At 54.4% G+C, this 25093-nt stretch carries 17 protein-coding genes; 6 read left to right on the top strand and 11 right to left on the bottom strand.

Annotated features, from left to right (window positions below):
* Positions 1–521: 521 nt before the first annotated feature.
* The 3 genes from thrC to C173_RS27685 form a co-directional block, all read right to left on the bottom strand.
* A complete protein-coding gene (gene thrC, locus C173_RS27695) occupies positions 522–1910 on the bottom strand; it encodes a threonine synthase (protein ID WP_036731249.1) in 1389 nt (462 codons plus the stop codon).
* A 99-nt stretch (positions 1911–2009) separates the two neighbouring features.
* Positions 2010–2504, bottom strand: a complete 495-nt coding sequence (locus C173_RS27690; RefSeq protein ID WP_036731246.1) for a CYTH domain-containing protein — start codon at positions 2502–2504, stop codon at positions 2010–2012.
* Positions 2505–2625: 121 nt separating this feature from the next.
* Positions 2626–2970, bottom strand: a complete 345-nt coding sequence (locus C173_RS27685; RefSeq protein WP_036731243.1) for a winged helix-turn-helix transcriptional regulator — start codon at positions 2968–2970, stop codon at positions 2626–2628.
* Positions 2971–3090: 120 nt separating this feature from the next.
* On the opposite strand from C173_RS27685, the gene C173_RS27680 reads away from it, so the two are divergent.
* Positions 3091–4008, top strand: coding sequence for a DsbA family protein (locus C173_RS27680; RefSeq protein ID WP_036731241.1), 918 nt, complete (start codon positions 3091–3093; stop codon positions 4006–4008).
* Positions 4009–4466: 458 nt separating this feature from the next.
* Here C173_RS27680 and C173_RS27675 read toward each other — a convergent pair whose 3' ends face one another.
* Together C173_RS27675 and C173_RS27670 are read right to left on the bottom strand one after the other, a co-directional pair.
* On the bottom strand, positions 4467–7091 hold the full coding sequence (locus C173_RS27675; protein ID WP_036731239.1) for a beta-mannosidase: 2625 nt from the start codon (positions 7089–7091) through the stop codon (positions 4467–4469).
* 207 nt (positions 7092–7298) lie between these two features.
* Positions 7299–7994 carry a TetR/AcrR family transcriptional regulator gene (locus C173_RS27670; RefSeq protein WP_036731236.1) on the bottom strand — a complete coding sequence of 232 codons (696 nt, stop codon included), beginning with the start codon at positions 7992–7994 and terminating at the stop codon, positions 7299–7301.
* Positions 7995–8127: 133 nt separating this feature from the next.
* Here C173_RS27670 and C173_RS27665 point away from each other — a divergent pair, with 133 nt between their 5' ends.
* The 3 genes from C173_RS27665 to C173_RS27660 are packed head-to-tail and all read left to right on the top strand — an operon-like array spanning position 8128 to position 10341.
* Positions 8128–9480 carry an MATE family efflux transporter gene (locus C173_RS27665; RefSeq protein WP_036731234.1) on the top strand — a complete coding sequence of 451 codons (1353 nt, stop codon included), beginning with the start codon at positions 8128–8130 and terminating at the stop codon, positions 9478–9480.
* A 17-nt stretch (positions 9481–9497) separates the two neighbouring features.
* Positions 9498–9623 (top strand): hypothetical protein, encoded by a 126-nt coding sequence (locus tag C173_RS35425; protein ID WP_268748485.1) that lies wholly within the window; start codon positions 9498–9500, stop codon positions 9621–9623.
* Positions 9601–10341: a spermidine synthase gene (locus C173_RS27660; protein WP_051478498.1), complete on the top strand. Its 741-nt coding sequence runs from the start codon at positions 9601–9603 to the stop codon at positions 10339–10341. The genes C173_RS35425 and C173_RS27660 overlap by 23 nt, the downstream gene beginning before the upstream one ends.
* Here the strand turns inward: C173_RS27660 and C173_RS27655 are convergent.
* The 6 genes from C173_RS27655 to C173_RS27625 form a co-directional block, all read right to left on the bottom strand.
* Positions 10304–12829, bottom strand: coding sequence for a chemotaxis protein CheW (locus C173_RS27655; RefSeq protein WP_051478496.1), 2526 nt, complete (start codon positions 12827–12829; stop codon positions 10304–10306). The two genes, C173_RS27660 and C173_RS27655, sit on opposite strands and share 38 nt — an antisense overlap.
* 34 nt (positions 12830–12863) lie before the next feature.
* Positions 12864–13292 (bottom strand): chemotaxis protein CheW, encoded by a 429-nt coding sequence (locus C173_RS27650; protein WP_036731230.1) that lies wholly within the window; start codon positions 13290–13292, stop codon positions 12864–12866.
* Positions 13293–13306: 14 nt separating this feature from the next.
* Positions 13307–14878 (bottom strand): methyl-accepting chemotaxis protein, encoded by a 1572-nt coding sequence (locus tag C173_RS27645; protein WP_036731228.1) that lies wholly within the window; start codon positions 14876–14878, stop codon positions 13307–13309.
* Positions 14879–15067: 189 nt separating this feature from the next.
* Positions 15068–17179 (bottom strand): LuxR C-terminal-related transcriptional regulator, encoded by a 2112-nt coding sequence (locus C173_RS27640; protein WP_081751371.1) that lies wholly within the window; start codon positions 17177–17179, stop codon positions 15068–15070.
* A gap of 519 nt (positions 17180–17698) precedes the next feature.
* Positions 17699–22684: a DUF4132 domain-containing protein gene (locus tag C173_RS27630; RefSeq protein WP_036731222.1), complete on the bottom strand. Its 4986-nt coding sequence runs from the start codon at positions 22682–22684 to the stop codon at positions 17699–17701.
* A gap of 13 nt (positions 22685–22697) precedes the next feature.
* Entirely contained in the window at positions 22698–23117 is a 420-nt protein-coding gene (locus C173_RS27625) for a hypothetical protein (protein WP_036731220.1), read from the bottom strand.
* Positions 23118–23329: 212 nt separating this feature from the next.
* Here C173_RS27625 and C173_RS27620 point away from each other — a divergent pair, with 212 nt between their 5' ends.
* Together C173_RS27620 and C173_RS27615 are read left to right on the top strand one after the other, a co-directional pair.
* Positions 23330–24082, top strand: a complete 753-nt coding sequence (locus C173_RS27620) for a 3'-5' exonuclease (protein WP_036731217.1) — start codon at positions 23330–23332, stop codon at positions 24080–24082.
* Between the two features lie 240 nt (positions 24083–24322).
* Positions 24323–25087, top strand: a complete 765-nt coding sequence (locus tag C173_RS27615) for a MerR family transcriptional regulator (RefSeq protein WP_036731215.1) — start codon at positions 24323–24325, stop codon at positions 25085–25087.
* The last annotated feature ends 6 nt before the right edge of the window (positions 25088–25093 follow it).

The raw sequence follows: 25093 nt of genomic DNA, 5'->3' as shown, positions 1-25093 counted from the left end.
GAGCCACTCCACTCTAACCTACCTTGCATCCCACACAGATCCACTCTACTCTAACTTACCTTGCATCCCACACAGAGACATTCACTCCAACCTAGCCTTGCATTTCAACCTAGCCTTGCATTTCCCACAACCCAGCCTGCAATTGTACTTCGTACAATAGAATCCGGTGTAAGGCTCCCATTTTGCCATTCGGCTGTATTTCGTACAACAGAATTTGGAGTTTGCGCCTGTAGCAGGCCTTCCCCTATAAATCTGCTGTATCAAATACAACAGAATTGATTTTAGAGGTGTTTTGGGGACTTTCTATTGTACATAATGCAATCACCCGACTGGCGGAGGCAGGTTAGGCGCAGTAGCGGTGAGCAGCGCGCAATGGCAGTTAGCACTGGGCAGTTAGCACTGGGCAGTTAGGTACATGTACTATCCAGTGTCCCACAATACGAGCGGCAGCAAACAGCCCCCGCTTATCCCGGCGGGGGCTGTCTTCATCCTGCGCGGGCCCCACTGGACACGCACCTATTTTACCCGTAAAAAGCTACAAGCTGGCGCACGATCTCCGCCTTATCATGATCGACCACGACCTGATGCTGCGGCTGCTCGAACAGGGCCGAGATCTGAGCCGGGAACTCCTGCTTGATGCCGGTCAAGGCAATCGCCTCGTCGAACTTGGCCGGATGCGCTGTAGCATAAGCAATGCTAACTTCATCAGGCGCGCTGAACTTCTCGTAGGCCGCTACGCCGCACGCCGTATGCGGGTCGAGCAGATAGCCGGATTCCTGCTGGTACTTGCTGATGATCTCCAGACACTGTGCATTCTTCACGCCCAGCGCGGAGAAATCCGCCTGTACCCGGGCCAGCAGCTCGCCGTCCACCTTAATCGCGCCCTCGCTCTGCAAGGCTGCCATGTATCCGGACAGCTTATCCGCATCCTCGTCCAGCAGATAATACAGATAGCGTTCGAAATTGCTCGCCACCTGGATATCCATCGACGGGCTGTAGGTGCCCGTGAAGCTGCCTGGTTTGTATTCGCCGGTGACCACGAACCGTTCGAGGATGTTATTCTCATTGGTGGCGATGATCAGCTTGTGGATCGGCAGACCCATTCGCTGCGCCAGGTAGCCTGAGAAAATATTGCCGAAGTTACCCGAAGGCACGCTGATATTGACCTTCTTCTGATCGCTTCCCGGAAGCTGCAGATAAGCATGGAAATAATAGACCGTCTGCGCCAGAATGCGCACGAAGTTAATCGAGTTAATCGCCCGCAGGTGATACCGTCCCTTGAAGTCGAGATCGGCGAACAGCTCCTTGATAATCTTCTGGCAGTCGTCGAAGTTACCCTCTACGGACAGGTTCAGCACATTGCTGTCATCTACGGTAGTCATCTGCAGCTCCTGCACCTTGCTGACCTTGCCGTGCGGATGAAGTATACAGATCTTGATGCCTTCCTTGCCGCGCACACCCTGAATCGCAGCCGCTCCGGTATCGCCGGAGGTAGCCCCGAGAATATGGATAATCTCGCCCCGCACCTTGGCAATGTAGGAATACAGCTCGCCCATGAACTGCAGCGCCACATCCTTGAAGGCAAACGTCGGCCCATGGAACAGCTCCAGCACGTATAGGGAATCGCTCACTTTGTGCAGCGGCGTTACTTCCGGAGCGCGGAAGCTGCCATAGCTGGTGTAGACCATCGAGCGCAGATCCTCATAAGGAATTTCGTCATTCGTATAGTAGGAGAAAATCTCAAGGAAAAGCTCCTGAAAGCTCAGGCTTCTCCATTCTTCCAGCTTCTCGGGGGAGATCACCGGAATCTCGGCCGGTACCATCAACCCGCCGTCATCCGCCAGCCCCATCAGAACCGTATCAATAAAGCCTCTGGCCGCTACCTTGCCTCTTGTGCTTATATACTCCATACCCGTCTCATCCTCCTGAACCCCTCTTTATTTACTGTACATAGTACCACGTTTACGCGTTAAAGTCCGCTGATTCTATAAGATTAAGGCTCACCGGGGCTATTTGCCCTGAAGCTCTTTCCAGACGGTTTTGTTGCTGTACTTCTTCTCTGTGCTGACATCCAGGCCGAACCATTCCGGGGCTATAAAGCCTTCCGCCTCCTCCAGCGAATCGAACTCTACCTCAAGCACCGTAAGCTCCAGCTGGGTATAGAGATCAATCTCCACCGTTGTACCGTTCCATACGCCTGTAATGCGGGTTTTGACCAGCGGGACTGCCTTCACAGCCTCAATCATCTGATTATACAACCCTGCAGAAATGAAATATTCAATCTCCTGGCGGCTGATGCCCTTGCCATCCTTGAACGTGTGCGTGTAAGTAACCTCGCCTGTGTCCAGATCCGTGATCTTCCGCACCCGCAGCTCCTGCCCGTCCTCAATCGCAAGATACGTCTGGTCAATACTGTGACGGGTCAGCACCTTAAGCTGTCCTTCTTCAATCAGCCGCTCCGGGTATTCCGGCAGCAGGAATTTGCGTTCAATCTCCATAGCCATGCTGTTTCTCTCCTCTGTGTGCGAGCTTTATGCGAGCGTTAATGTTACATATTATTTATCATCATAGGGGCGGGTCATACGCAAGTCAACCGGAGGGAACGGATTCACCGGGAAAAAAATCCTATACCTTCTGTCCCCCTAAGGCATGAATGTTATTCGCTCCCCAAGCCACGATCTCTTCAATTAACGGAACCAATTCCTGCCCGGAGGGAGTAAGGGAATACTCGACGCGCGGAGGAACCTCATGATATTGCTCACGGTGGATAATCCCGTAGTCGATAAGATCCTTGAGGCAGTTCGTTAGCGTTGTTCCGGTGATGCCGTTCAGTCTTCTTTTTAGTTCGTTATACCGGATCGGCCCCTCTTCGCTCAGTAAAGCGAGGATAGGCAGATTCCACTTCCCGCCGATGACATGAAAGGCAAAGGTGGCAGGGCACATCTGCGTTAAGTCAACCTCATATTTCATAGGGGATTCCTCCATTAGTATATTTTATATACCAGGTATTAAAAACAATAGTACTTGTTAATCTGATGCCAGATATTATAATCATACTACAAGTAGAAACGGAGGAGGTAACCCCTTAATATGAATACAAATCCTATGATCTGTGATCTGAAGACAGGTGTATGCGGGGTAAGCGACGAGGAGCATACACAAATTATAGATTTCAATCCGCAACAGCAGCCCAAAGTTACTCTCTATTATGCGACTGATCCGATCTGTTCACACTGCTGGGCCATCGAGCCTACCCTGAACCGGTTTATCCAGCAGTATGGCAAGTACTTTGATCTACAGCCTCTGATGGGCGGATTATTAGCCGGCTGGAATGGCTTCGCTGACAAGGCAAATGGAATACAGCAGCCAGCCGATGTAGCGGGTCACTGGAAGGAAGTCGGAGCGCATTACCGCATGCCCATTGACGGCACCCTATGGCTGAACAATCCGGTCATGTCCTCTTATCCGCCCTCCAGAGTATTCAAGGTGATCCAGCAGAGACATCCGGGGAAGGAACTGGCCTACTTGCGGAGCGCCAGAGAAGCCGTCTTCGTCTTCAACCGGAATATCGGAGAAGATAAGGTCCTCGCGGATATTGTGAATAGTCTGGGATTACCCGGCGATGAGATCGTTCAGGCCGCAGGACTGGAAGCGGCACAGGAGCTGCTGGAGGAGGATTTCCAGAAGGTGGCCCAGCTCGGCGTACGCGGCTTCCCGACCCTTGTGATGGTCAATGAAGAGAACCAAGGCATCAAGCTCGTCGGGTCCCGTACGCTGCAAAACTACGTGGACGCACTACAGCAGCTTATCCCTGAGCCTCTTGCTCCTGCTGATGTCCCGGCTATGCCTGAGCTGCTGGCCGAAGGACATCTTCTCTTCGCCAGAGAAATCGAGGTTATGTACGATATCAAGCCAGAGGATGTGGCTGCCTTCACCGCCGCTGCGCTTCCCGAGCATGCATATCGCACCGGGCAGATCCTGGGTGAGATGTTCATCGAACCGGCCTGAAGGCGGCCATATTCAACAAAGAGCGGTCCTCCGATGACGGGGGACCGCTCTTTGTTGGATTATACTGAATCATGATGCCCGTATACTGAATCATGCTGCCCATATACTGAATTTTGATGCTCATGCGGACTGAGAATCCGCTATTCCGCATAAATAGCCGCTTTGGCCCAATCATCCGGACTCAGAGGCCCCTATTCGTGCGATTTCGCCTTGAAACGGCCAGCCCGGAAGACAATAAAGTCTTCTGAGTCCGCAAGAACAGAAATCAGGTTAGTTTATGAGCAAATAAGGTCATGTCAGTCCGCAAGCCGGCTGTGGGTCAGGGGAGCCACGACTCCAGAGGTGAATTCACGCTACTGCGGGATCCCCGCTGCGGCGGAATCACAGTTGCGGCGGAATCACAGTTGCAGGCAAGTCCACGGTTACGGAAGTATCCTCATCTGCGTGAGAGTTCGTGATTAGATATAATCCGCCATCGAGCGGACTACGAGTCCTGTCGGCGCGGCAGGGGTGAAGTCTGCCCCTCCGCCGCTGCTCCCGCTCCGAATCGAGAACTCCACCGTCTTCGGCTCGCCCGGCAGCAGATCGAAGTAATTATCCGAGAAGATACCCTCTTCTTCCACCGTCAGGTGCACGCCCCGCGCCAGCACATCGCTGCTCAGCGTGAAGCTCTGCCCGCTGCTTCCCGGTGCCTCTGTCACCGTGATGACCGGCTTGCTCAGCGGAATATCCTTCGCCCGGGCGAAGTAATGCTCCTTGCGCTCCAGCACTTTCCGTGTCTCAGACTCCAATACCTGTCTTGTCTCAGGCTCCAGCACTTGCCTTGTCCCCAGCCCCTGCTCCACCGCCTGCCCGCTCTCCAGGAGCGAAGCCACCAGCAGCACACTGGCTGGTTCGCGGCCCTCCAACACTTCGGCCAGCGGCAGTGTGAAGACCACAGCCGATGAATCCGCAGCAAGGGTTACCGGCTGTGACCATACGCGCAGCAATAGGCCGCTGATATCATGCAGCCGCAGAACCAGCTCTGCGTCCAATGCCTCCCGCCGGTCAGATACCCCATAGACCTTGACGCTCTCCCCATCCGTGCTGTCTACAGACAACAGCACCTCTTGGAAGCTGCGGCGCACCGTATATTGCAGCGCCTTCCAGCGCCCGTAATAATCCATGCCCGCCCAGGAAGCTACCGGCCAACAGTCATTCATCTGCCAGTACAGTGTGCCCATGCAATAAGGCTTGTTACGGCGGTGACTCTCCATAGCCATGCGGATCGCCTCGGCTTGAAGCACCTGGCTCATGTACAGGAAACCCCGGAAATCCTTCGGCTGCGGCAGGTACATATCCATATATTCCTTAATCAGCTGATTGCCCGATCCGTTCTTCTGATGGGCCAGCATTACCTTCGATTCCAGCTCCAGCTCCTCTTCCTCTGCATAGCTCAGCACCGACTTCAATTCCGGGAAGGACTGGAAGCCGTATTCGCTCATGAAGCGTCCCACCTTGAGATTATAGTTCTCGAACGGCTCCTTGGCGTGCCAGACACCCCAATAGTGGATATCCCCGTCGCCCATAATCCGCGTGGCATGCTGATCCTGACCACCGGTGAGATCGCGCAGCGGTGAGGACGGCCAGTAGTCCATACCCGGATGGTTCGCAGCCACGGCCTCCGGCAGAATCCGGTGGAAGATTTCCTCATAGGCAGTCCATAAACTCTGGCGAATCTCAGCATTCAGCTTCTCCTTCCAGCCCCAGCCCATGCTCTCCTCATACTGCGACCAGGCCGAATCAATCTCATTGTTCCCGCACCAGAGCGCGATACAAGGGTGGTTACGCAATTTACGGACATTATATACCGCTTCTGCGCGGACATTATTCAGGAACGCCTCATCGCCCGGGTACATGCTGCAGGCGAACATGAAGTCCTGCCAGACCAGCAGCCCGTATTCATCACACAGCCGGTAGAACACTTCTTCTTCATAGAAGCCGCCGCCCCACACCCGCAGCATATTCATATTGGATTCCACGGCCGTGGCAATCTCATGGCGGTAACGTTCTTCCGTAACCTCCGTAATGAAGCTGTCATTCGGGATATGATTGGCACCCTTGGCGAAGACCGGCACCCCGTTCAGCTCAAAATGGAACGACGCCCCCTGCGCATCCGGCTTACGCACCAGCTTAATTTCCCGAAGCCCCGTCGTTACCTCCGATACTGCTACAGCCTCCGCTCCTTGCAGCAGCTCTGCACAGAAATGATACAGCTCCGGCGTGCCCAGGCCGTTGCACCACCACAGGCGCGGGCGGTCAATCACCAGCTCAAGCTCTAGCGTCTGCTTGCCCGGAGTAAGCGTAACCGCCTTCATCCATTCCTGCCCTTCGGTACTTAACCGCAGCATCCCGCTCCACGTTTCCGGTGCGTCCGCTTCAATCACGGCTGTCAGCCGGGCCTCCTGCTCATTCACCGCATGCTGGCGAATGTACAAATCCTCAATCGCCGCAACGTTACGGCCTGTCAGCACAGCTTCCCGCCAGATCCCGCTGGTCAGGAATCGGGGACCCCAGTCCCAGCCGTAGTGATACGGCGCTTTGCGGGCAAATACGCTGATCCGCTGCTCTTGAAGACCACCTAACTCAGACTGGTCATTCGGCGCAGGCAGATTGTAGCCCAGTGCCGCCAGCTTTGGCAGATCCTCGGTCACCACCGAGCGGAAGACGATGCGGATCTCATTCTCACCCGCCCGCAGCAGCCCCTTCACATTCATGGTCCAGGACAGGAACATATTATCTGCGGACAAGGCGTGCACGCCGTTCACATACACATCGGCATACGTATCCAGCCCGGCGAACACCAGCTCCGTAACCGCCAGCGTCTGCCATGCCTCTTCTAATACAAATCCGGTTCTGTATTCCCAGTCCTTTTTATCAATCCATTGCAGCTCATGTTCATTCGTTCCATAGAAGGGCTGATCGATAACGCCATTGCGCAGCAGATCCGTATGCACCGTTCCCGGCACAACAGCCGTAAGCCATTCTTCATCACCGCAGGCTCTGAATTCCCAGTTCGACAGGTCGATTTGTAGTTGTTTCATAGTTCCTCCTATACTGTTTTTGCGCATTCCGGCGCTTAACTACCCTCATTATATTTTGTTATAATTACGTTAGCAATAACAATATATATAGAAGCTACAATACAAACAAAACAAACATCCCATCAAACCTCTCAAACAGATGTCCCACTATAATAAGCCCCAATCACCGATTTACCATTTGTTATTTTTGTTATCTTCCCCCTGCGCTTACTTCTGGTTCTGCTGCTCCTCATGCTCCTTAATCACCTGCTCGGTCCCGAGCAGAATCAGCCTCAGGCCGAATTCAAAAGCCCCATCGGTCCCCAGCAGCTCGAACAGTCCGTTCTTGAACATCCTCCGGAATAACCCAACCTCCTTCTCGCTCATGGAGTCCATCAGGCGGAGCAGTTCCTCGCCCGGAGGCTCCTGCTGTTCCTTAGCCATCATGGAGACATTACGCTCATGCTCGTAATCATCCAGCACGAAGAAGAACACGAAGTTCACAAGTGTAGTGACCACCTGCACCTTCTGCGCCTCCTCAAGCGGCGTGGATTCCACACAGTGCAGCATCCGGTTGTTGAACCGGATAATGTCCGGCTCGTGGGGCAGCGTCATCATCATAAGCTGCGTAGAGCAGGAATACCGGCTGAGCACACTCCGTACCGTTACCGCAAATTCTGTCAGCTGCTCCTTCCAGTCGCCCTCCGGGCGGTGCTCCTCCAGGATGACTCTGGAGATGTGGTTGGCCAGCCGCTGGTAGAGATTCTGTTTGCTCTTGAAATACCAATACAGCGAGGGAGCCTGAATCCCCAGCCGGTCCGCCAGACGCCGCATACTGAATTTCTCGATCCCCCCCTCCCTGAGAAGCTCCCACGAAGCTTCCAGAATCCGGTCTTCCGAGATTTGAGGTTGTGCTTTTTTCATCGCTATCCGCCCTTTTATCTAACAGTGTAAGTTTATGCTTTACAGTCCATTAGGTTCATGATATCATCTAACACTGTAAGGTTCAATCTAACGCCGTTAGATTAACAAAAATCAGTGAAAGAAGTGATCCCTAATGGATACCGAAAACCTTTATTATTTTGAAAAAGCACCCATCACCAAGGCCGTCGCCCATTTCGCCGTGCCCATGATGTTAGGCACATCCATGAACGTCATCTATTCGATTCTGAATGCCTATTTCCTGGGCACTCTCCACAATACGGCCATGCTGACCGCACTCGCCTTGACCCTGCCGCTGTTCGCCATCATCATGGCGCTGGGCAATCTGGTGGGCATCGGCAGCGGCACCTACATCTCGCGGCTGCTGGGTGAGCACAAATACGACGAAGTGAAGCAAGTGTCTTCCTTCGCCTTTTACAGCAGTCTCGTGCTTGGCCTCCTCGTGATGGCCGTGGGCCTGCCGCTGATCGGCCCCATCCTGCACAGTCTGGGGGCAACGCCGGATTCCTATGGATTCACGAAGGATTATGTCACAGTCATGCTGATTGGCGCGCCGTTTGTCGTATTGTTCTTTACGCTGGAGAATATGGTCCGCTCCGAGGGTGCAGCTATCGTCTCCATGATCGGTATGATGCTCAGCGTGGTGGTTAATATCCTGCTCGATGCACTGGTTATCTTCGTGCTCCACTGGGGTGTAATTGGCGTAGCGTCGGCAACGGTTGTGGCCAACATGGTTGCGAGTGCCTACTATGCCTTCCATATGGGCTACAAAAGCCAATTCCTCACAGTCTCCTTCAAATGGTTCAAGGCCACCAAGGATATTCTCAGCAATGTGTTCAAAATCGGCGTTCCGGTCTTCATCATGAGTGTTTTTCTGGGAGCCATGTCGCTGATCTTCAATCTGTTCCTGATCGAATATGGGGATGCGGCTGTAGCCGCTTACGGGATATCCTCAAGATTGCTGCAATTCCCCGAGTTTATTCTGATGGGCTTGTGCGAGGGAGTCGTGCCGCTCATTGCCTTCTCATTCACAGCGGATAAGCTGCGCATGAAGCATACCATCGGATTCACGGTCAAAGCGATGGCCGCCATGGCTGCCGTATTCGGCATCGTCGTCTATCTGATCTCCGACCATCTGATCGGTCTGTTCACCAGAGATCCGCAAATGATTCAAATGGGCAGCTACATTCTGCATGTCACCTTCTTGTCCTTATTCATATCAGGGCTGACCACCTTATTCATGGGGATCTTCCAGGCTACTGCGCAAGGAACGGCCGCATTCGTAATGTCGATTATTCAAGGGGTCACACTGATTCCTGTGCTCTTCTTCGCCAACCGGACGAATGGCTTCCATGGAGTGGTGTGGTCGCTGGTCATTGCCGATGCCGCTGCCTTCCTGGTCGGTGCCGCCATGCTGTACGCCCTGCGGCACAAGCTCCAGCCCGAACTGGAGAGTCTGGTTCATTAAGGGGGCTTAAGCCCCTTTTGAGAAATACAAGCAGCCGCAGGAAGCCCTTCCTGCGGCTGCTTTATGTTACTATGAAGGTTGTAACGAACGAATCCCATCTGCAGAAGGAGTCTGATCCGCTTGCACGCACCATCCCATCCTAACCACGACTCTCAGGACATCGAGGTCTACGATACAACCGAGCTATATGGTGAGACCGGACGGTTCCGGGTACTGCAATTCTCGGGGGAAGCTGTTCAGGGCGCACTGGATCTGGACCATCCGAGCCGGGTGATCTTCGAGTATCCCCGGGCGATGATTCATCTGATGGAGGCGGGCAATCCGCATTTCGAGCGTGTCTTCCTGATCGGACACGGGATTGGTACGATTGCCGGTTATTTCGCGGAGAAGCATTTTACGGTGGCTGAGGTGAATGCGAAGGTGGTGGAATACAGCAGAACCCGCTTTGGCTACACGCAGGATAACATCCTGATCGGTGACGGCCGGAGCCTGCTGGAAGCCGCGCCGGAACGCGGCCATGACTATATCCTGCTTGATGCCTTCACCGCTGCCGGGACGCCGCCTCATTTCACCACGCTGGAGTTCTTCCGCCTAACCCGTGCCAAGCTGAACGGACACGGCCAGATCATCATGAATCTGATGGGCCGCAGCGGCAATGACCGCTTCATCAGTGCTATTCATACCACACTCCGTGAAGTGTATCCATATACCAGAACCTTTGCCCTCCCGGCAGAAGGGACCTCCGATCTGCGCAATATCCTCATGACCGCCAGCGCCCGGCCCATTGCCTATCAGTCCCGCCACATGGCCGGCTTCAGCGAGATCACTCCGGGGATCGGTCATGTGATACGGGACCGGTAATGCAGCAGGTGTGCAGGTCCAGCAGGTTCTCCAAATTCAGCAAGTGAATAAACTGATGGTTGTCTTTATAGACGGCATCCAGCACCTCTGGATGCTGGAGAATGTGATCCGGCGCCTCATCCATGTGCTCCCTTGCGAGCAGTTGCACCGCTGACACCTGATCCACCCATATCCCTACCTCCTGTCCGGATACCTCGCAGATCAGAATCCGGGAGCCGGCCGTCTGTTCACCGCTGTCCATTTCGAGCTTGGGCCGTATGTCATAGACCGGGAACAGCAATCCGCGCAGATTGATCATTCCCAGGACATGAGCCGGGGCAGACACCAGCGAATGAATCTCAGGAACAGGTACAATCTCCTTCATTTGGCGGATCGGAATCCCGAAATCCAGCTTCTCCAGCTTGAAGGTGATATATTTCTCGCTCTGACTATCCTGATCCCCTGCCGTAACTGTGTTATCTTGGAGCAGTGCATCGTGGGCCGAGCCTGTTTCCCTTGCAATCGAGCCTATATCCAGGATATGGGCCACTCGGCCGTCGCCAAGTATGGTTGAGCCTGCGATATAAGAAACGTTGCCTATGTAACTTCCCAGTGACTTGATGACAATCTCCTGATTGCCGATCGTCTGATCTACTACCAGACAGACCCGCTTATCCGCGAAGCCGACGATGACAACGAACAGCCGGCCGTTCACCGTATGCTCGCCTTCCTCCACTTGCAGCATATGGTGCAGACGGACAAGCGGAAGCACCTGATCACGGAACTGGCAGACCTCCCGCCCCTGAATGGTAACAATATCCTCCGCCTTCATTCTGAATATTTCAATGACATTAATCAGCGGAATGGCAAAGGTACTGCTCCCCAGCTTAACCAGCAGGGAACGGATGATGGCAAGCGTCAGCGGGACCTTGATCGTGAATATACTCCCCTGATCAGGAACCGTCTCAATATCTATAATGCCATTTAATTTCTCTATATGTGCTTTGACAATATCCATGCCCACTCCGCGGCCGGATAGATCTGTGACCGTACGGGCTGTTGAGATGCCAGAGCGGAAAATGAGCATCACCAGCTCTTTGTCCGTCATACGCTTCACTTCATCAGTGGTGACGAAGCCTTTACGCACAGCGGCTTCTTTGACCTTGCCGGTATCAATGCCCCTGCCGTCATCGGATACCGTAATGACAATCATGTTCCCTTGATGACTTGCCCGCAGAGTAATGGTCCCTTTCCGCGGCTTGCAGAGAGCTGCACGTTCTTCCGGCAGCTCCAGCCCATGGTCCACGGCGTTGCGCAGAATATGGATCAGAGGATCGCTGATCTCCTCAATGAGGCTGCGGTCCAGCTCGGTCTCATTGCCCTCAATGATGAACTCGATCTCCTTGTTCGACTTCTGCGCCAAATCCCGGATCATCCTGGGGAAGCGGCCGAACAGATGCTCCATCGGCAGCATCCGGGTCTTCATCATCCCCTCCTGAAGATCGCTGATGACCATATTCAAATGTCCTGCGATATCATTAAGCAGATGAACATCACTGTTGTTCTTGAACTGCTCGCTTAATCTGGAACGGACACTGTGCAGCCTGGTATTATCTATAATCAGCTCTCCTACCAGATTCAGCAGTCCCTCCAGCCGCTCCACATCCACACGGACAGTCTGGGCCGCATAGCCGTTATTTTTCCGAGCCTCTTTTCCTTCGGTGAAGGTGTCGAGATTTGCTTTCGTAATAGGATCTGTATGTATAATTTCAATCTGTGAGACTTCCTGCAGACTGGCCATCATATCCTGCCGGGACTGCTGTGTAAGCAGAATATATGCAATAGCACCGGAGAACTGCGCATCCCTCTCGAGGGCTTCCAGCTCGGGGAAGGTGGCAATAACCTCGCCCGTTTCCCGCAGCTTGGCTTCTACGAGCTTCGCGCGGACATATTTCATCGGCTCCTCAGCAGCAAGTTGAATATGAACCGCCATTGCCGCAGAGCCTTGATCTATAGCTGCCTGGATCTGCTCTTTGCGGATATCATCGAAGATCATATCCGGCACAGGCCCCGCTTCTCCCTGCGGAAGCCCCTCTGCAGCAGGAGCGGGAGACTCGGCTGCTGTCTTCCGCAACTCTTTTAACCGGCGTAACAGATCTGAGGTATCCCCTTCCTCCAGCGCACCGCTCAGAATGGATTGACGAAGCTCCTTAATGAAATCTACGCAATCAAAGAGAATGTTCAATAACTCGGAGGTTACGTCCAGCTGTCTGCCCCTGAGCAGCTCTAACACACTTTCCATCTGATGCGTCAGCCGGTTAAGCTGCTTGAAGCCCATGACCGCTGATGAGCCCTTGAGCGTATGTGCGACCCGGAAGATCCTCTGAATAAGGTCATTCTGATACCCTTTGCTCTCCAGCATGAGCAGGGCCTCATCCAAATACCGCAGCTGCTCGTCCATTTCGTCCAGAAAAACGCCCAAATACATCATATTATGAAACTCATTCATCTTCGTTCTCCTTCCTGCCTTCATGCGTTGGCCTTCACCCGTCACTTAACAGACGCCCGATGTTCAGAATGCTGATCAGCTCCCCGGCACACATGCCGATCCCGTCCATGTACTGCTCGCCCTGCACTTCATGGGATTCCAGAGGCGGCTCTACCTCATGAAAGGAAGCCACCTTTTCTACGGAATCCACCATAATCCCTATGGCCTCCTGCCGGTAATGCACCACTACGATCCTTGACCGGGTATCCGGTGGAGATTCTGCCAGGCCAAACCGCCTGCACAGACTGACCACCGGTATAATTTTGCCGCGTAAATTAATCACGCCCTTAATAAAAGACTTGCTGTTAGGCACGGCTGTGATAGGCTCCATCTTGATAATCTCATTAATCTCCCGGATATCGATGGCCAGCTTCTCCTGTACCAGCCGGAAGATGATGTACTGCTCCGTTCGTGCAGCCAGCATGGCTTACTCCCCCTCTACAATCTGAACACCGACACCGAGCTATTCAGTTCATCCGCCAAGGAGGCAAGCATTTGCGAGGAGGAGGCCGTCTCCTCGGCTGCTGCGGCGGATTCCTGGCTTCCGGCCGCAATGGATTCAATCGAGAGCAGCACCTCGTTCGTCTGCGCCGCTTGTTCCTCACAAGCCGCAGCGATGCCTGTAATCTGCTGGGTAGTATCATTGACGCGGGTAACGATACCATCGATCAGCCGCTCTGTACGCTCGGACAGGGCCGATACGTCACTGACAGCCTGCACACTCAGAACCGTATTCTTCTGCATCACCCGGATGATCAGGGCAATCTGTTTGGTCGCTTCACTGCTCCGTTCAGCCAGCTTGCGGACCTCATCGGCGACAACGGCGAAGCCCCGTCCCTGCTCACCGGCACGCGCTGCCTCAATCGCTGCATTGAGCGCCAGCAGATTGGTCTGCTCGGCAATCTCATCAATCACCTCGATTATTTCGCCGATCTTCTGGGAATCCTGCTCAAGCAGCTCCATCTTCTCCGACAGATTACTCATACCAAGGCCGGATTCTCTTACCGCAGTGCTTCCCTCCTCAGCACCCTGACGCGTCAGCAGCGACAGCTCCGATGCCTGCTCGGCATTCTTCGCAACCTCATCGATGCCCCGGGTCAGATCCTGAACCAGCTGATTGATATTTTGCGCCGCCTGGGCCTGGGATTGGCTGCCGCTGGCGATTTCTTCGGTGGTTGCCGATATTTCCTCAGAGGAGGCCGCGACACTTTGCGCCGCTTCTACCGTCCCGCCGATCAGCTTGCGCAGGCTGGTAATCATCTCATTGGCTGCTGCGGCCAGCCGGCCGAACTCATCCCGGTTCTTGATCGCAATCTCCTCCCTGAGGTCACCATCTGCCATGCGGACCATCGCAGCGAGCAGCTTGGACACCGGACCGACGATGCCCTGCGAGATCACGATGCCCAGCGCAATGGCTGCAAGTGCCGCAAGGATGGAGATGATCAGGATCATCAATCTTCCCGTGGTATAGCTGGCAACCGTAGAGTCGATCCGTTCATCTGCACCTTCGATTACATTACTGGCGGCCAGATCGGCGGTATCCTGAGCCTTCTGCAAATCAGGCAGTGCGTCGATTAAGACGCCGTAGGCCTGCGTATTCTGATCTTTATCCAGCAGGTCATTGACTTTGGGTACGGATTGGTTATAGTTATCCACGCTCTGCTTAATGATCTCTAATGCAGCCCGTTGATCCGCATTCAGTGCGAGCTCTCCATAGACCTTCATCCGGTCAGCAATTTTGTCCTGATCCGCTTTAATAACTGCCTGAATCTCCTCCTTCACCGAATCATCGGTTTCGAGGATAAGCTTGAACAGATCACCGCGCAGCTTGTACAGCTCGGTCCGGATCTCAGCAATATTGACGAGCGCGGGGAAGTTGTAGCTCTGCATCTGTACAGAGTTGCTGTTCATGCCCGCCATTTTCATAATCGATAGCCCGCTGATAAATATAAGCAACGCTACAATAACCAGAAAGCCTCCCAACAATTTGGTGCGGATGTTTAGTTTCAAATGAAGCACTCCTCAATATGTATTTTGTCGAGCCTACAAAGCTTCCCCTATTATGTATAACGTAAGGCCTCTGCGCCTATCGCCATTGGTTCCTAAGTTTCGACATAATCTTCCTGTTTTCTACAGGCCTTCTTTCCTTTACTGCACAAAAAAAGCAATGTACGCTTACATGCTGCGTAATCATTGCTTTTATAAAGAATCTTTTTTGCCGGTCGCTTGATATATTTGCGAGATCGCCTGTGATCTGCTGTGCACACCAAGCTTCTCGTAGATTTTGGTTATGTGATTCTTGACAGTATGCGTACTGATAAACAGTTTCTCCGCAATTTGCTTGTTATTGAGGCCTGTCAGCAGACCTTCCAGGATATCGTTTTCCCGGGTAGTAAAACGTACGCCTCCCTCTTGCTGCACTGCAACCGGCGGAGGAGCTATCAGTTGCTCAAAGGAACGCATAAGTGGCTCGGGCACGGGTATAGGAAGTGTTTCCTTCCAATGCCTGCCGCCCTGCTCCGTATACTTCGTGAGCATAAGCAAGACCTTCGCCAAGTACAGATGGGAACTTTCTCCTACATCCTCTTGCCCATTGTAATCCGTCAGGTAATAGTGCATATGGCGCAAAACACATACAGCAGGAATATCACCCAGGTATTTGATCAGCAGCCCTATAGGATATGGAGCAAGGAGCGCGGCCTGGCCAATCCATTCCATCTCTTCCGCAGAGTGACTTAACGGCTCCAGCAAGTCCTGTGCAAGCCTTCGGATATCCGCAGCTCTGCTATGTACTACCGGCTGCTGTATCAGCAGATTATCCTGGAGCAGCCGCATGAAGTCAGTTCCGGAGGGCGTGTTCTGAGGCTGCTGGGCAAGCAGCTTGGTCACTAGCAGCACATTGGTCATATGAAAAATCGTTTCATATTCCCGCCGCTGCCCCTCATCACTGAACTGGACCGTGAATAACCCCAGCAGCCTTTGTTCAAATACCATAGGATGCTCTACCAGCTGCCAGCTCTTCCATTCCCGCCGGATCGGCTTGTTCAGCAGGTTGAACCCCGGTATCCCGTCAGCGAAATAGATCTGTTCAGCATCTTCTGCGTAGACGGTGTACAGTTCATTCGGAGCAGAAGAGGAAGAATAGATCCTCAGTCCGGCCTCGTCAGGCGTATGTAATAACAAGCACATGAATGGACTGCCTAGCTGCTGCTGGAAAAACTCAATGAACAGCTGCAGGTAATCCTCCTTATCCTGAGTAACCAGAATCCCTTGGACAATTTCTTTATAGGTATCATGCCTCTTCCTTTGACGTTCATACAGCGCTTCGCTCTCCATATGATACATGGAAGCAGCGAGCTGATGGGCCACCAGCATACCCATATCCGCCTGCTCCTCCGTCAGCTCCGGGCGGACCGGGTCTCCGGCATACAATAATCCATACAGCTTGTCCTTGTATTTGATGGGATAGCAGATTAGCACCTTTGGCCTTACCCCATGCGCAGCAAAAAAAGAAATCCGCAGATCGCGGTCAGCATTCCTCCAGTACCCCATTTGCTTGGAGAGCCCCACCTGTCCCAGAAATCCCTCACCGTAAAAAAAAGAAGCCCCCTGCAGGGAGTTATCCTTCGGCATACCGGTTGTCTCCACCACTGTGAATTGGTCCCCGTCTGCAGCATTACTGGCATAGCCCGCAAATTCTACTCCAAGAATACGTACCACTATGCCCAGTATTCCTTGCAGCCACTCCGGGCTTGCCGGGTCCAGCAGATAGATCAGATTCATAAGCTGCAGGTCATACGCAGAATATTCTCCGCCCTGCTCCCGTTCAAGCAGAGCCTGCACGGTATCAGCCAGTATATCCAATTGGCCGATAATCCTGGCGACGCCCTCCTGATCCAATACCGGTACCTTATCCAGAGCCTGAATCCAGTCCTCGCATTCTCCGGGGGGAACGGTTTCATGAATCCTGCCGGTAATCAGCTCTTTCGTACAACCGTCCACCCAGACGCCTGTCAGAATATAATAGGGCCTTTGCTTACAGATCCCGATGGAGGTAATCAGCATTTTCAGCCCGGAGCGGGTTTCATAGACAATAGTTTTCGATACATTCCTGACCTTCTCCAGCAGGTTCGCAATTGCATGTTCAGCGGTTGCACAAGGAGAACCGAACAACAGAGATGCCATCTCGGTTAAGCCGGAGGGTTCTGTTATTCGTTTGTCCGCTTGATCGGTAATAATAATTGTCAATCCGCATAATGATGCGTATGCGTCTTGCAAAGACTGCAGATTTCGGCGGAGCTTGTTCTTCATTGCTTATTCCTCGCTTTCCCCTCCAAAATTCGCCATTGCAGGACCCATTCCCTGCTTTTCCCGCTTTCCATTCTACAAACGCAGTATTATTGACCGGGAATCCGGGCAAAAATATGCGCGAATGCGAAATTAATAATCTGCTCAACTCGCCCGCCGCTCTCTGATCTCCATTCAACTGCCTTCCCGCGATATCTAGCGTGACCCAGATTATGCGGCCGCCCAATGTGATCGGTTTTTCGATTTCATTTGGTCCACGCACCCCTCGCCAGCCAAATGTAATCGGTTTTTCGATTACATTCCGCTCTCGCACCCCCCACCAGCAAAATGTGTTCGGTTTTTCGATTACATTCCGCCCACGCATCCCCGTCTAGCCATAAGAGGCAGCTTCACCTTCCTCCTCCCGCGACAAAAACACCGGCGCTGAAATTCAGCACCGGTGCCTGTGGCATTACTCTATATACGGCTGCGGTAAGCAGTGTCCCGTCCGTGCACAATCCGTTCCCCCACCCGCGCAGCCGCTCAGCTACTTAGCTGCGCAAGAATCTGCGGGTCTTTGATCTTCGTATCATCAGCGAGCAGCACGACCTTGGAGAGTACCTCCGCTGTACGCGGGTCCTCGTCCAAGAAGGGCAGGAACAACCGCCCCCGGTGCTGCGAATGCACCGGAATAATGGACAGGGCGCCCGCGGCCTGCTTGTACGCCTGGCCGCTGCCCAGATGCACAGCATACTCGCCCAGCGTACCGTCAATCCGTGCATAATTGCCGTCCAGCCGGACGTTCTCAATCTTCAGCAACCGCAGCGACTCGCTGACGATGACCCGGCGCATCTCTACAGTCGTCAGGCTCGCTTCCGGATCGACGCCGCCGACATGGGCCACGCTAACGACCAGATCCACATCCCGCATCACCTCCGAGAACAGCACTGGCGGCACCTGATCGAGCGGCACGCCCTTGTAGGTCTTCCGGTCGAAGAACTGCACTGTCTCCAATGTCGGCGCTTCGGTATCGGCCGGTGAGAACCAGTCCGCCATGGCATAGAGCCGGACGATCAGGTTCTCGGCATAGAACACCTTCTGCAGCCCTTCCTCATAGCTGACCGTCCACTGCCGCCCCTTCAGAAGGGCGACCGTCTTGCTCGGCTGCACCTGATGGCCCGCATAACGGCGGGACAGCACGCCATGGGCCAGCTCATCCTCATTCGGCAGATACAGCTCGCGGAAGACCTGCTTGAACGGCTGGCGGAGCTGACGGTCGAACAGATCCTTCTGGTACAGGCTCCATTGTCCGCTGCGGTATAGATCCAGCGGATGGGCTATCCGCAGCACAGTCTCCCCGCTCAGGGCCGTGGATTCACCCGCAGGACTTACCAGCGCCCCCTGATCCGCATCGTAATATCCCAACGCATCGCCGCTCATCAGCACCAGCTTGCTAATCAGCGGTGCCAGCACCGGATTCCGGCTCAGCCCGGCAATCTCTGCCGGCGTGAAGCCGCTGCCGGACTCCATCGACCGCTCCAGTTCAGCCCGGGCGCGCCGGAACTGCCCGGTAAGCTCGCTCTTGGCCTCCTTCAGCGCTTCAATCCACTCATGCTTCTTGAAGCGTGCGGGCACCGACTTCAGCGCCTTCCCCTTGCTGGTCACCACATAATCGCTTTGCCCTTCTTCGTCGATACTAAGCGAGACGAAGGTCTCTGCGTCCAGCTCATACGGCTCGAAGTACGCAGCATAATCATCCAGCTTGCGCGCCTCCATATCCCAGATCAGGCGGGTGACATCGGCATATCCGGCATTGCGCGCCAGGTTGCCAAGAGCAATCTGTACGGCCTGGCCTTCGCTGGCGCGGCGCTGTGCGCCGAACTTCTTGCTCTCCGCCAGGAAGCGCTGGATGAACTCATAACGCACGCGGATATCCTGCTCGCGGTCTTCTCCCAGCGGAATCAGACTATAGCTGAGCAGATGATCCTTGCCCCGCTTCTGCTCCACAGACTGCTTCATCTCTTCCAGGTTCAGCTTGCCGAGCGTGGCGTCGGCGAACAGCTGGGAACGGCGGTGGTTCGCACCGGCAGAGATGTACTTGGCACAGTCATAGAGCAGCTCGAACCGCTCTTGTCCAAGCTCCTTGTAGGCGGACTGGAACCAGTTCACATCGAAGGCGCCGTCGTTGAACTCCTGCGGCGTGATCGGCGAGTAATGCGCCACCACCGTCTCTTTTTCGGCCGAGAAGCTCTCGTTAATGTGGGCGTGGAAGTACCAGGCCCCGCTGCGAAGCCCTTCCCAGCCCAGGTATTCGGCAATGATCTCGATCCACTGCGGGGCGTACATGGCGGCTTCCAGCAGCTTTTGATCGGACAGCTTGTACTCCTGCAGCAAGGTCTTCAGGAGCTCCGCATTATCGCCCTCACGCGGATAACATACCTTGAGCAGATGGCTGAAGGACTCCTTCTTCGTAATATTGTTGCCATAGCCATACACGTACCCGCGCACGAAGGTATCCTTGTTCAGCCCTGACAGGATACGGATACAATACTCCAGGCCCTCTATCCGCTGCAGCCCCATTGTCATGCCGGTCACCTCAGTCGGCAGGTCGCCGCGCCCCAGCTCAATGGCCAGCAGACGGTCGATGATCCGTGTGCGTAGTCCAACCATCTGTGGACTGTCTTCGATCCAATCATATCTGCGTGAACTGATCCAGCTCATATGGTTGCGTGCATCCTTACTCAGCAGCAGCTCCTTAAGCAGCGTCTCTTCGCGGATGATTCCACCGGTGAAGGCCTCAACGTAGTGCTTCAGTCCGATGATGCTGTCCCGCTCTTCGCCTCCGCTGATCCCCTCGAACCGGTAGCAGGTACGGAACATCTCCTTGAACTCCTCTGCTCCGTTCCATAGCTTCTGCACCATATCGACCCACGGATCAGCCAGCACAGACAGGAAAGGCCAGTCCGCCGCAAGCTTCTCCTCCGGGAACGCAGCCATCAGCGCATTCACCGCACCATTCACTTGGCGGAAGCCCTCCGGGCTCTTGTGGTCCGCGCGGTACGCATTCAGCAGCGTCTCTACCTGCCATCTGTACTTCAGCTTGTCTACTAGCTTCAACACAGCCTCGATCTGCTCCAGCGGGTAGACCCCTGACGCGAACTCCTTGCGCCACCCGGACAGCAGCTTCTGCTTACTAAGTTCCTTATCATCAATTCCTAAGGTGTCGTAACCGTCATAGTTATCCAGGGTCTCATCCAGCTCTTCCAGGCTGATATAGAAGTTCAACTCTATCAGATCCCGGGCGCTCCAGCCGCTCTTGTCCCAATATTCAGCCCATGCTTCATGCAGTGGGTACTGCTCAAGGGCGGATTTGCCACTCTCCTCATCGTTAATTAAGTACCCCTGCAACGGTCTGAGGTTGGTGCCGATCAGCACCGTGTCCTTATACCCGCTGTAATACTCAACCTCGTACTCTACGTCGCGGTGCTTGTGGATCGTGTTGTCCAGTCCCTTAAGGAATGTATTGATCTGCTCCAAGGACAGCTTGAACACCTGATCCCAGGCGAATCCGTCAAGTACCGGCCCCTGCGTCAGCCACTCCTCCGACTGCTTGGGATCGAACAAGCCGAAGCCGTTCGCCTTGGTATACTCATTCTTCTGACTCAGCCTCGCAATCAGCTCGCGCTCCTGGTCGGAAGGCTTCTCCAGCGCCTCTGCCAGCGGACGCACTGCTTCAAAGAGTGCCTGCCGCTCTTCATCCTGGAACAACACGGTCATAATCTCCAGCCCTGCCTGCCGCTGCAGGGCATTCTTGCCCTGCACCAGTCTGTGGACGGACTCCTTCAGCGCTTCATCCGGCTGATTCAGCAGCATCCGGGTCACGCTCTGCCGCAGCGTACCGGTCTTAAGCTTCAGCAGCCCTTCGGCCATCAGCAGCTCATCCTCCGCCAGGGTTAGCCCCTGCGCCAGGTCCAGCGCCAGCTCCCGGTTCTTGATACTCTTGTCGGAGAGGCTGGCGAAGATGAATTCGCGCTGTACGGTATCCTCCGTATGCTGCACGAAGTAATTCAGCAGCTCCCCCCGTATGTCCGTGCTGAGCTTGTCCTTCAGCGCCAGCAATTCATTCACCCAGGCCGGGTCCATATCATAGGAGATCAGATAAAGCATCTTTTGGACCGGCAGATCACGGGTGTAGCTGACCTGCAGGAAATCCAGCACCTTAGAGGTACCGGTCAGCTCCCGGCTGTCCGGATTCAGGAAGATGTCCTTCAGCAGGCTGAAGTCGCGCTGCCGCTCGCTTTTATCCTCAAGCTGCGGGCTGGTTACGACCTCGATCTTAGGCCCATTATCCTTCGGTCCTCTCCACATCCGGTTATAATCATAATTATAGTTCGTCAGAATCCAGTACAGCAGCTCCGGCTCTTGCTTCTTCAGATACTTCCGGGCGCTGCTCAGGCGCACCTCCCGGTTCTGGCTGCCGGAAAGTACATACTCTGCTACAATCTTCTGGTAGGACTGGCCCTGTTCCATCAGGACATCCACCTTGCCGATCAGTTCATTCTCCTCATAGACAGCCGTCCCCCACAAGCTCAGGTAGACATGGTTGGCATTCTCGCTGGTCAGCCAGTCAGCCCGCAGCGCTTCATCCGTCAGCACCTGATAGGCTCCTTCAATCAGTTGCTTCGCCACCCGCTGGTTCTGGGCTTCCAGGCCCATCCCCGTCCATACGCCCAGGGCACGCACAACCGAGCTGTAGCGCACGAGATCATTGTCCAGAATCACTTTCAACATATACAGGTTGTTCTCTATCGTCCCCTCATCCATCGTCTCCATAATGGACTGCCGCAGTCCCTCCTGCAGCCGGGCAGCGAGCAGCAGCTCGCCAATCATCTGAACAGCAGCCTGGTTATGGCTGAGGAATGCACCTTTTATCATATTGCGGCTCAGCAGCGCCCCCTGGTTGTCCCCGTACACCGCATCCTTAAGCAGCTCCTCCATTCCGCTGCCGCTGCGGTCCAGCTCATAGGCGATTACATCGGGAACGGCAACATCTACACGGTAAGAGATACTGTAATCCTTTTCATAATCCCCCTTCAGGTACTCCGGTAACGAGAATTCAATTAGCTCCATATAGATCAGGGCATTGATTTTGCGGAGGATCTGCATCCGGTGCGCCTGAACCTCCCGGGTCCGGAACGGCCGGCGCAGATACCCTATGGAATAAGGGTACTCCACTGCATGCTTAACTATGTAACGGGCAAGCTCAACGGTATGTGTGCTGTACAGCTGCTGCATGATCCCCATCAGCGGCTCCCAGTATCCGGTAAAATCAGCCTGAGCCGCAGCAGCGCGATCATCCATGATAACAAGGAAGCGGTCCAGCGAATCCTCCCCATCATGAAGGTAGCGGTTCTTGCTGAACTCCGCGAGCAGGCCTGCCAGCTCCGCGCCTTCCCCCTTCAGCCCCTTGGCTTTGTTCTCAACATCCGCGTACCACTGAGTCTCCCACTCTGCATTTCCGATTTTCATCCTGTCATCTCCCTCACCATAGTCTTCCTGCCAGCATCGTGAACCGGATCAGCGTCAGCTCATCGCCCTCTTCGAGCCTCAGCGGCTCATCCAGCGCGGAACATTCCGCTTCCTGCACGAATACCTTGTACAATCCGTCTTCGTAAGCAAGCAGTGCTGCAGCCGTAGCCTGCTCTACCTCAGGCTTCGTCTCACCGTACACCGTACCGAATCCGACCTTGCCGTTATCGCCCTGCTCCGCAATTTCATTTGCGGTCAGGTAAGGGATTAGATCTCCCCGCTCCTGCCGCTCCAGCATCGCCTGCACCTGCCCGGCTACAATCTCCGAGATCAACGCGCGCAGCGTCTGCGGACGGTCAGCAAGCAGCAGTTCTTTACGCTCCAGCACCGGCCTGCGTTTGCCCAGGCTTTTGACGGTTACATACAGCTTCATGGCCTTCCCTCCTTACCTCAATAGCTCTATTCGACAGATTATCTAGTTCATTACCCGATTTCCCAGAAATCAACCCGTTCCCCCGCCGAAAATTCAAATTTGTGCGGATACAGGGCATCCGGTATCTGTACAGCTCTTTTTTTGCTAAAATAGAAGGGTCGGCGCATTTCCGTGCAATCCTGGCGCCAGTCACTGAAACGGAGGCATTACCTGTGGATTATATTATTCTGGACATCGAATTCAACGGCCGCAAATTTGCCAGCGAGCATCCTATGGAGGTCATTGAGATCGGAGCGGTCCGGTTAGACGCTTCATTGCAGGTTAAGGATGAATTCTCAGCCTTAATCAGACCCATATACTTCTCCACCCTGAATTCATTCATCAAGAAAAAAACCGGCATCCCCCAAGAGGATATCGACGTCGCCAGCCGGTTCCCGAAGGTCATTACCGCCTTCAGAGCGTGGCTTGACCAGAGCGCTGACGGCGTGCTGCTCTTAACCTGGGGCGGCGAGGATATGAAGCGGATTATCCAGGATGTGCGGATGCACAAGATGGATGATGCCTACTGGATGGAGGCCACCTACTTCGATCTGCTCAAGGGCGTCCTGCGCGCCCGCGGTCTCAGCAACGACATCAGCGTCGAAGGGGCCATGGCCCTCTTCGGCCTGGAGCCTTCCGGCTCCGCCCACCGCGCGCTGGACGATGCCAAGATGACGGCGGAGATCTTCCGCGCAGTCTTCAGCGAGCTGGACTTCGGCCGTTCCCAGCACTATGTCGATACCTTCTCGAACGCAAGGGAACGCAAGACGGTTAAGATCGCCATCAAAGCAATGACTGCCCAGAAAATCGTCCCCACCTGGGAGCTGGTCGCCGAGCATTACTTCCCTGCGGAGGATGCCTTGGCGGACCCCCGGAAGCTGGCAGAGCTTAAGGCGTATTTCACCGCCCAGCTTAGCAAGAAATAACCCCATATGCCCGCGCAGCAGCGGCAATCTCCCGAGGCATAGCCTGGGCGGTTGCCGCTGTTTGCTTTTCCAGCACACGGTTACCCGCCCTGCTGTCTGGTTATTATACAAATTAAGAGTTGACCTTGCCGTTACGTCAAAGTATACAGTTATATCTGTAAGCGGCCGCTTACCCGGCGGGAACGCCTTGAATCCGTTCTCTGCTGTATACGCCAAGACAGATTGGAGGCAGATTGGACCATGGAATATACGGTGCAGAAGCTGGGGACACTCGCGGGGATCAGTGCACGGACCTTGCGGTATTACGATGAATTCGGCATTCTGAAGCCGGCCAGAATCAGCTCCTCGGGATACCGGATCTACGGCCAGGCTGAGGTAGACCTGTTGCAGCAGATTCTCTTCTACCGGGAACTGGGCCTCGGCCTGGAGGCGATCAGAGATATTGTCCATTCGCCCTCCTTCGACGGCGCCCGCGCCCTGCGTGAGCACCATGACCAGTTGCTTCAGCGGAGACAGCAGCTGGACCGGCTCATCGCGAACGTCGAGCAGACCATTGCACACACAGAAGGGAGAAGTATAATGAGCAATCAGGAGAAATTCGCAGGCTTCAAGCAGAAGCTGATTGACGATAACGAGCAGAAGTACGGCCAGGAGATCCGGGAGAAATACGGCGCGGAAGCTGTGGAGCAGTCAAACCGCAAGCTCAGCCATATGACGGAGGAGCAGTACGCTGCCCTTCAACAGCTGGAGGCCGATATGTTCGCGTCACTGGAGCAGGCGATGGAGGAAGGCGATTCGGCAAGCGAGCTGGCGCAAAAGGCCGCTGACCTGCACCGCCAGTGGCTAAGCTACTACTGGGATACTTACACCAAGGAAGCCCATGCAGGCGTAGCCCAGATGTATGTCGAAGATGAGCGCTTCACCGCTTATTACGACCAGCGCCGCCCCGGCATGGCCGCGTTCCTGCGGGATGCAGTGCATGTGTATACTGGAGCGAAGCAGTAGACGTAA

This window comes from Paenibacillus sp. FSL R7-277, from assembly GCF_000517965.1.
GTDB lineage: Bacteria > Bacillota > Bacilli > Paenibacillales > Paenibacillaceae > Paenibacillus_AQ > Paenibacillus_AQ silagei.
The sequence above is the reverse complement of the archived record's forward strand: the minus strand, read 5'-3'. Positions and strand labels throughout refer to the sequence as shown.

What these genes read in the sequence shown, in the direction of transcription:
- thrC (WP_036731249.1), bottom strand. Translation starts at nt 1,910, where the DNA reads ATGGAGTATATAAGCACAAGAGGCAAGGTAGCGGCCAGAGGCTTTATT.
- C173_RS27690 (WP_036731246.1), bottom strand. Translation starts at nt 2,504, where the DNA reads ATGGCTATGGAGATTGAACGCAAATTCCTGCTGCCGGAATACCCGGAG.
- C173_RS27685 (WP_036731243.1), bottom strand. Translation starts at nt 2,970, where the DNA reads ATGAAATATGAGGTTGACTTAACGCAGATGTGCCCTGCCACCTTTGCC.
- C173_RS27680 (WP_036731241.1), top strand. Translation starts at nt 3,091, where the DNA reads ATGAATACAAATCCTATGATCTGTGATCTGAAGACAGGTGTATGCGGG.
- C173_RS27675 (WP_036731239.1), bottom strand. Translation starts at nt 7,091, where the DNA reads ATGAAACAACTACAAATCGACCTGTCGAACTGGGAATTCAGAGCCTGC.
- C173_RS27670 (WP_036731236.1), bottom strand. Translation starts at nt 7,994, where the DNA reads ATGAAAAAAGCACAACCTCAAATCTCGGAAGACCGGATTCTGGAAGCT.
- C173_RS27665 (WP_036731234.1), top strand. Translation starts at nt 8,128, where the DNA reads ATGGATACCGAAAACCTTTATTATTTTGAAAAAGCACCCATCACCAAG.
- C173_RS27655 (WP_051478496.1), bottom strand. Translation starts at nt 12,829, where the DNA reads ATGAATGAGTTTCATAATATGATGTATTTGGGCGTTTTTCTGGACGAA.
- C173_RS27650 (WP_036731230.1), bottom strand. Translation starts at nt 13,292, where the DNA reads ATGCTGGCTGCACGAACGGAGCAGTACATCATCTTCCGGCTGGTACAG.
- C173_RS27640 (WP_081751371.1), bottom strand. Translation starts at nt 17,179, where the DNA reads ATGAAGAACAAGCTCCGCCGAAATCTGCAGTCTTTGCAAGACGCATAC.
- C173_RS27630 (WP_036731222.1), bottom strand. Translation starts at nt 22,684, where the DNA reads ATGAAAATCGGAAATGCAGAGTGGGAGACTCAGTGGTACGCGGATGTT.
- C173_RS27625 (WP_036731220.1), bottom strand. Translation starts at nt 23,117, where the DNA reads ATGAAGCTGTATGTAACCGTCAAAAGCCTGGGCAAACGCAGGCCGGTG.
- C173_RS27615 (WP_036731215.1), top strand. Translation starts at nt 24,323, where the DNA reads ATGGAATATACGGTGCAGAAGCTGGGGACACTCGCGGGGATCAGTGCA.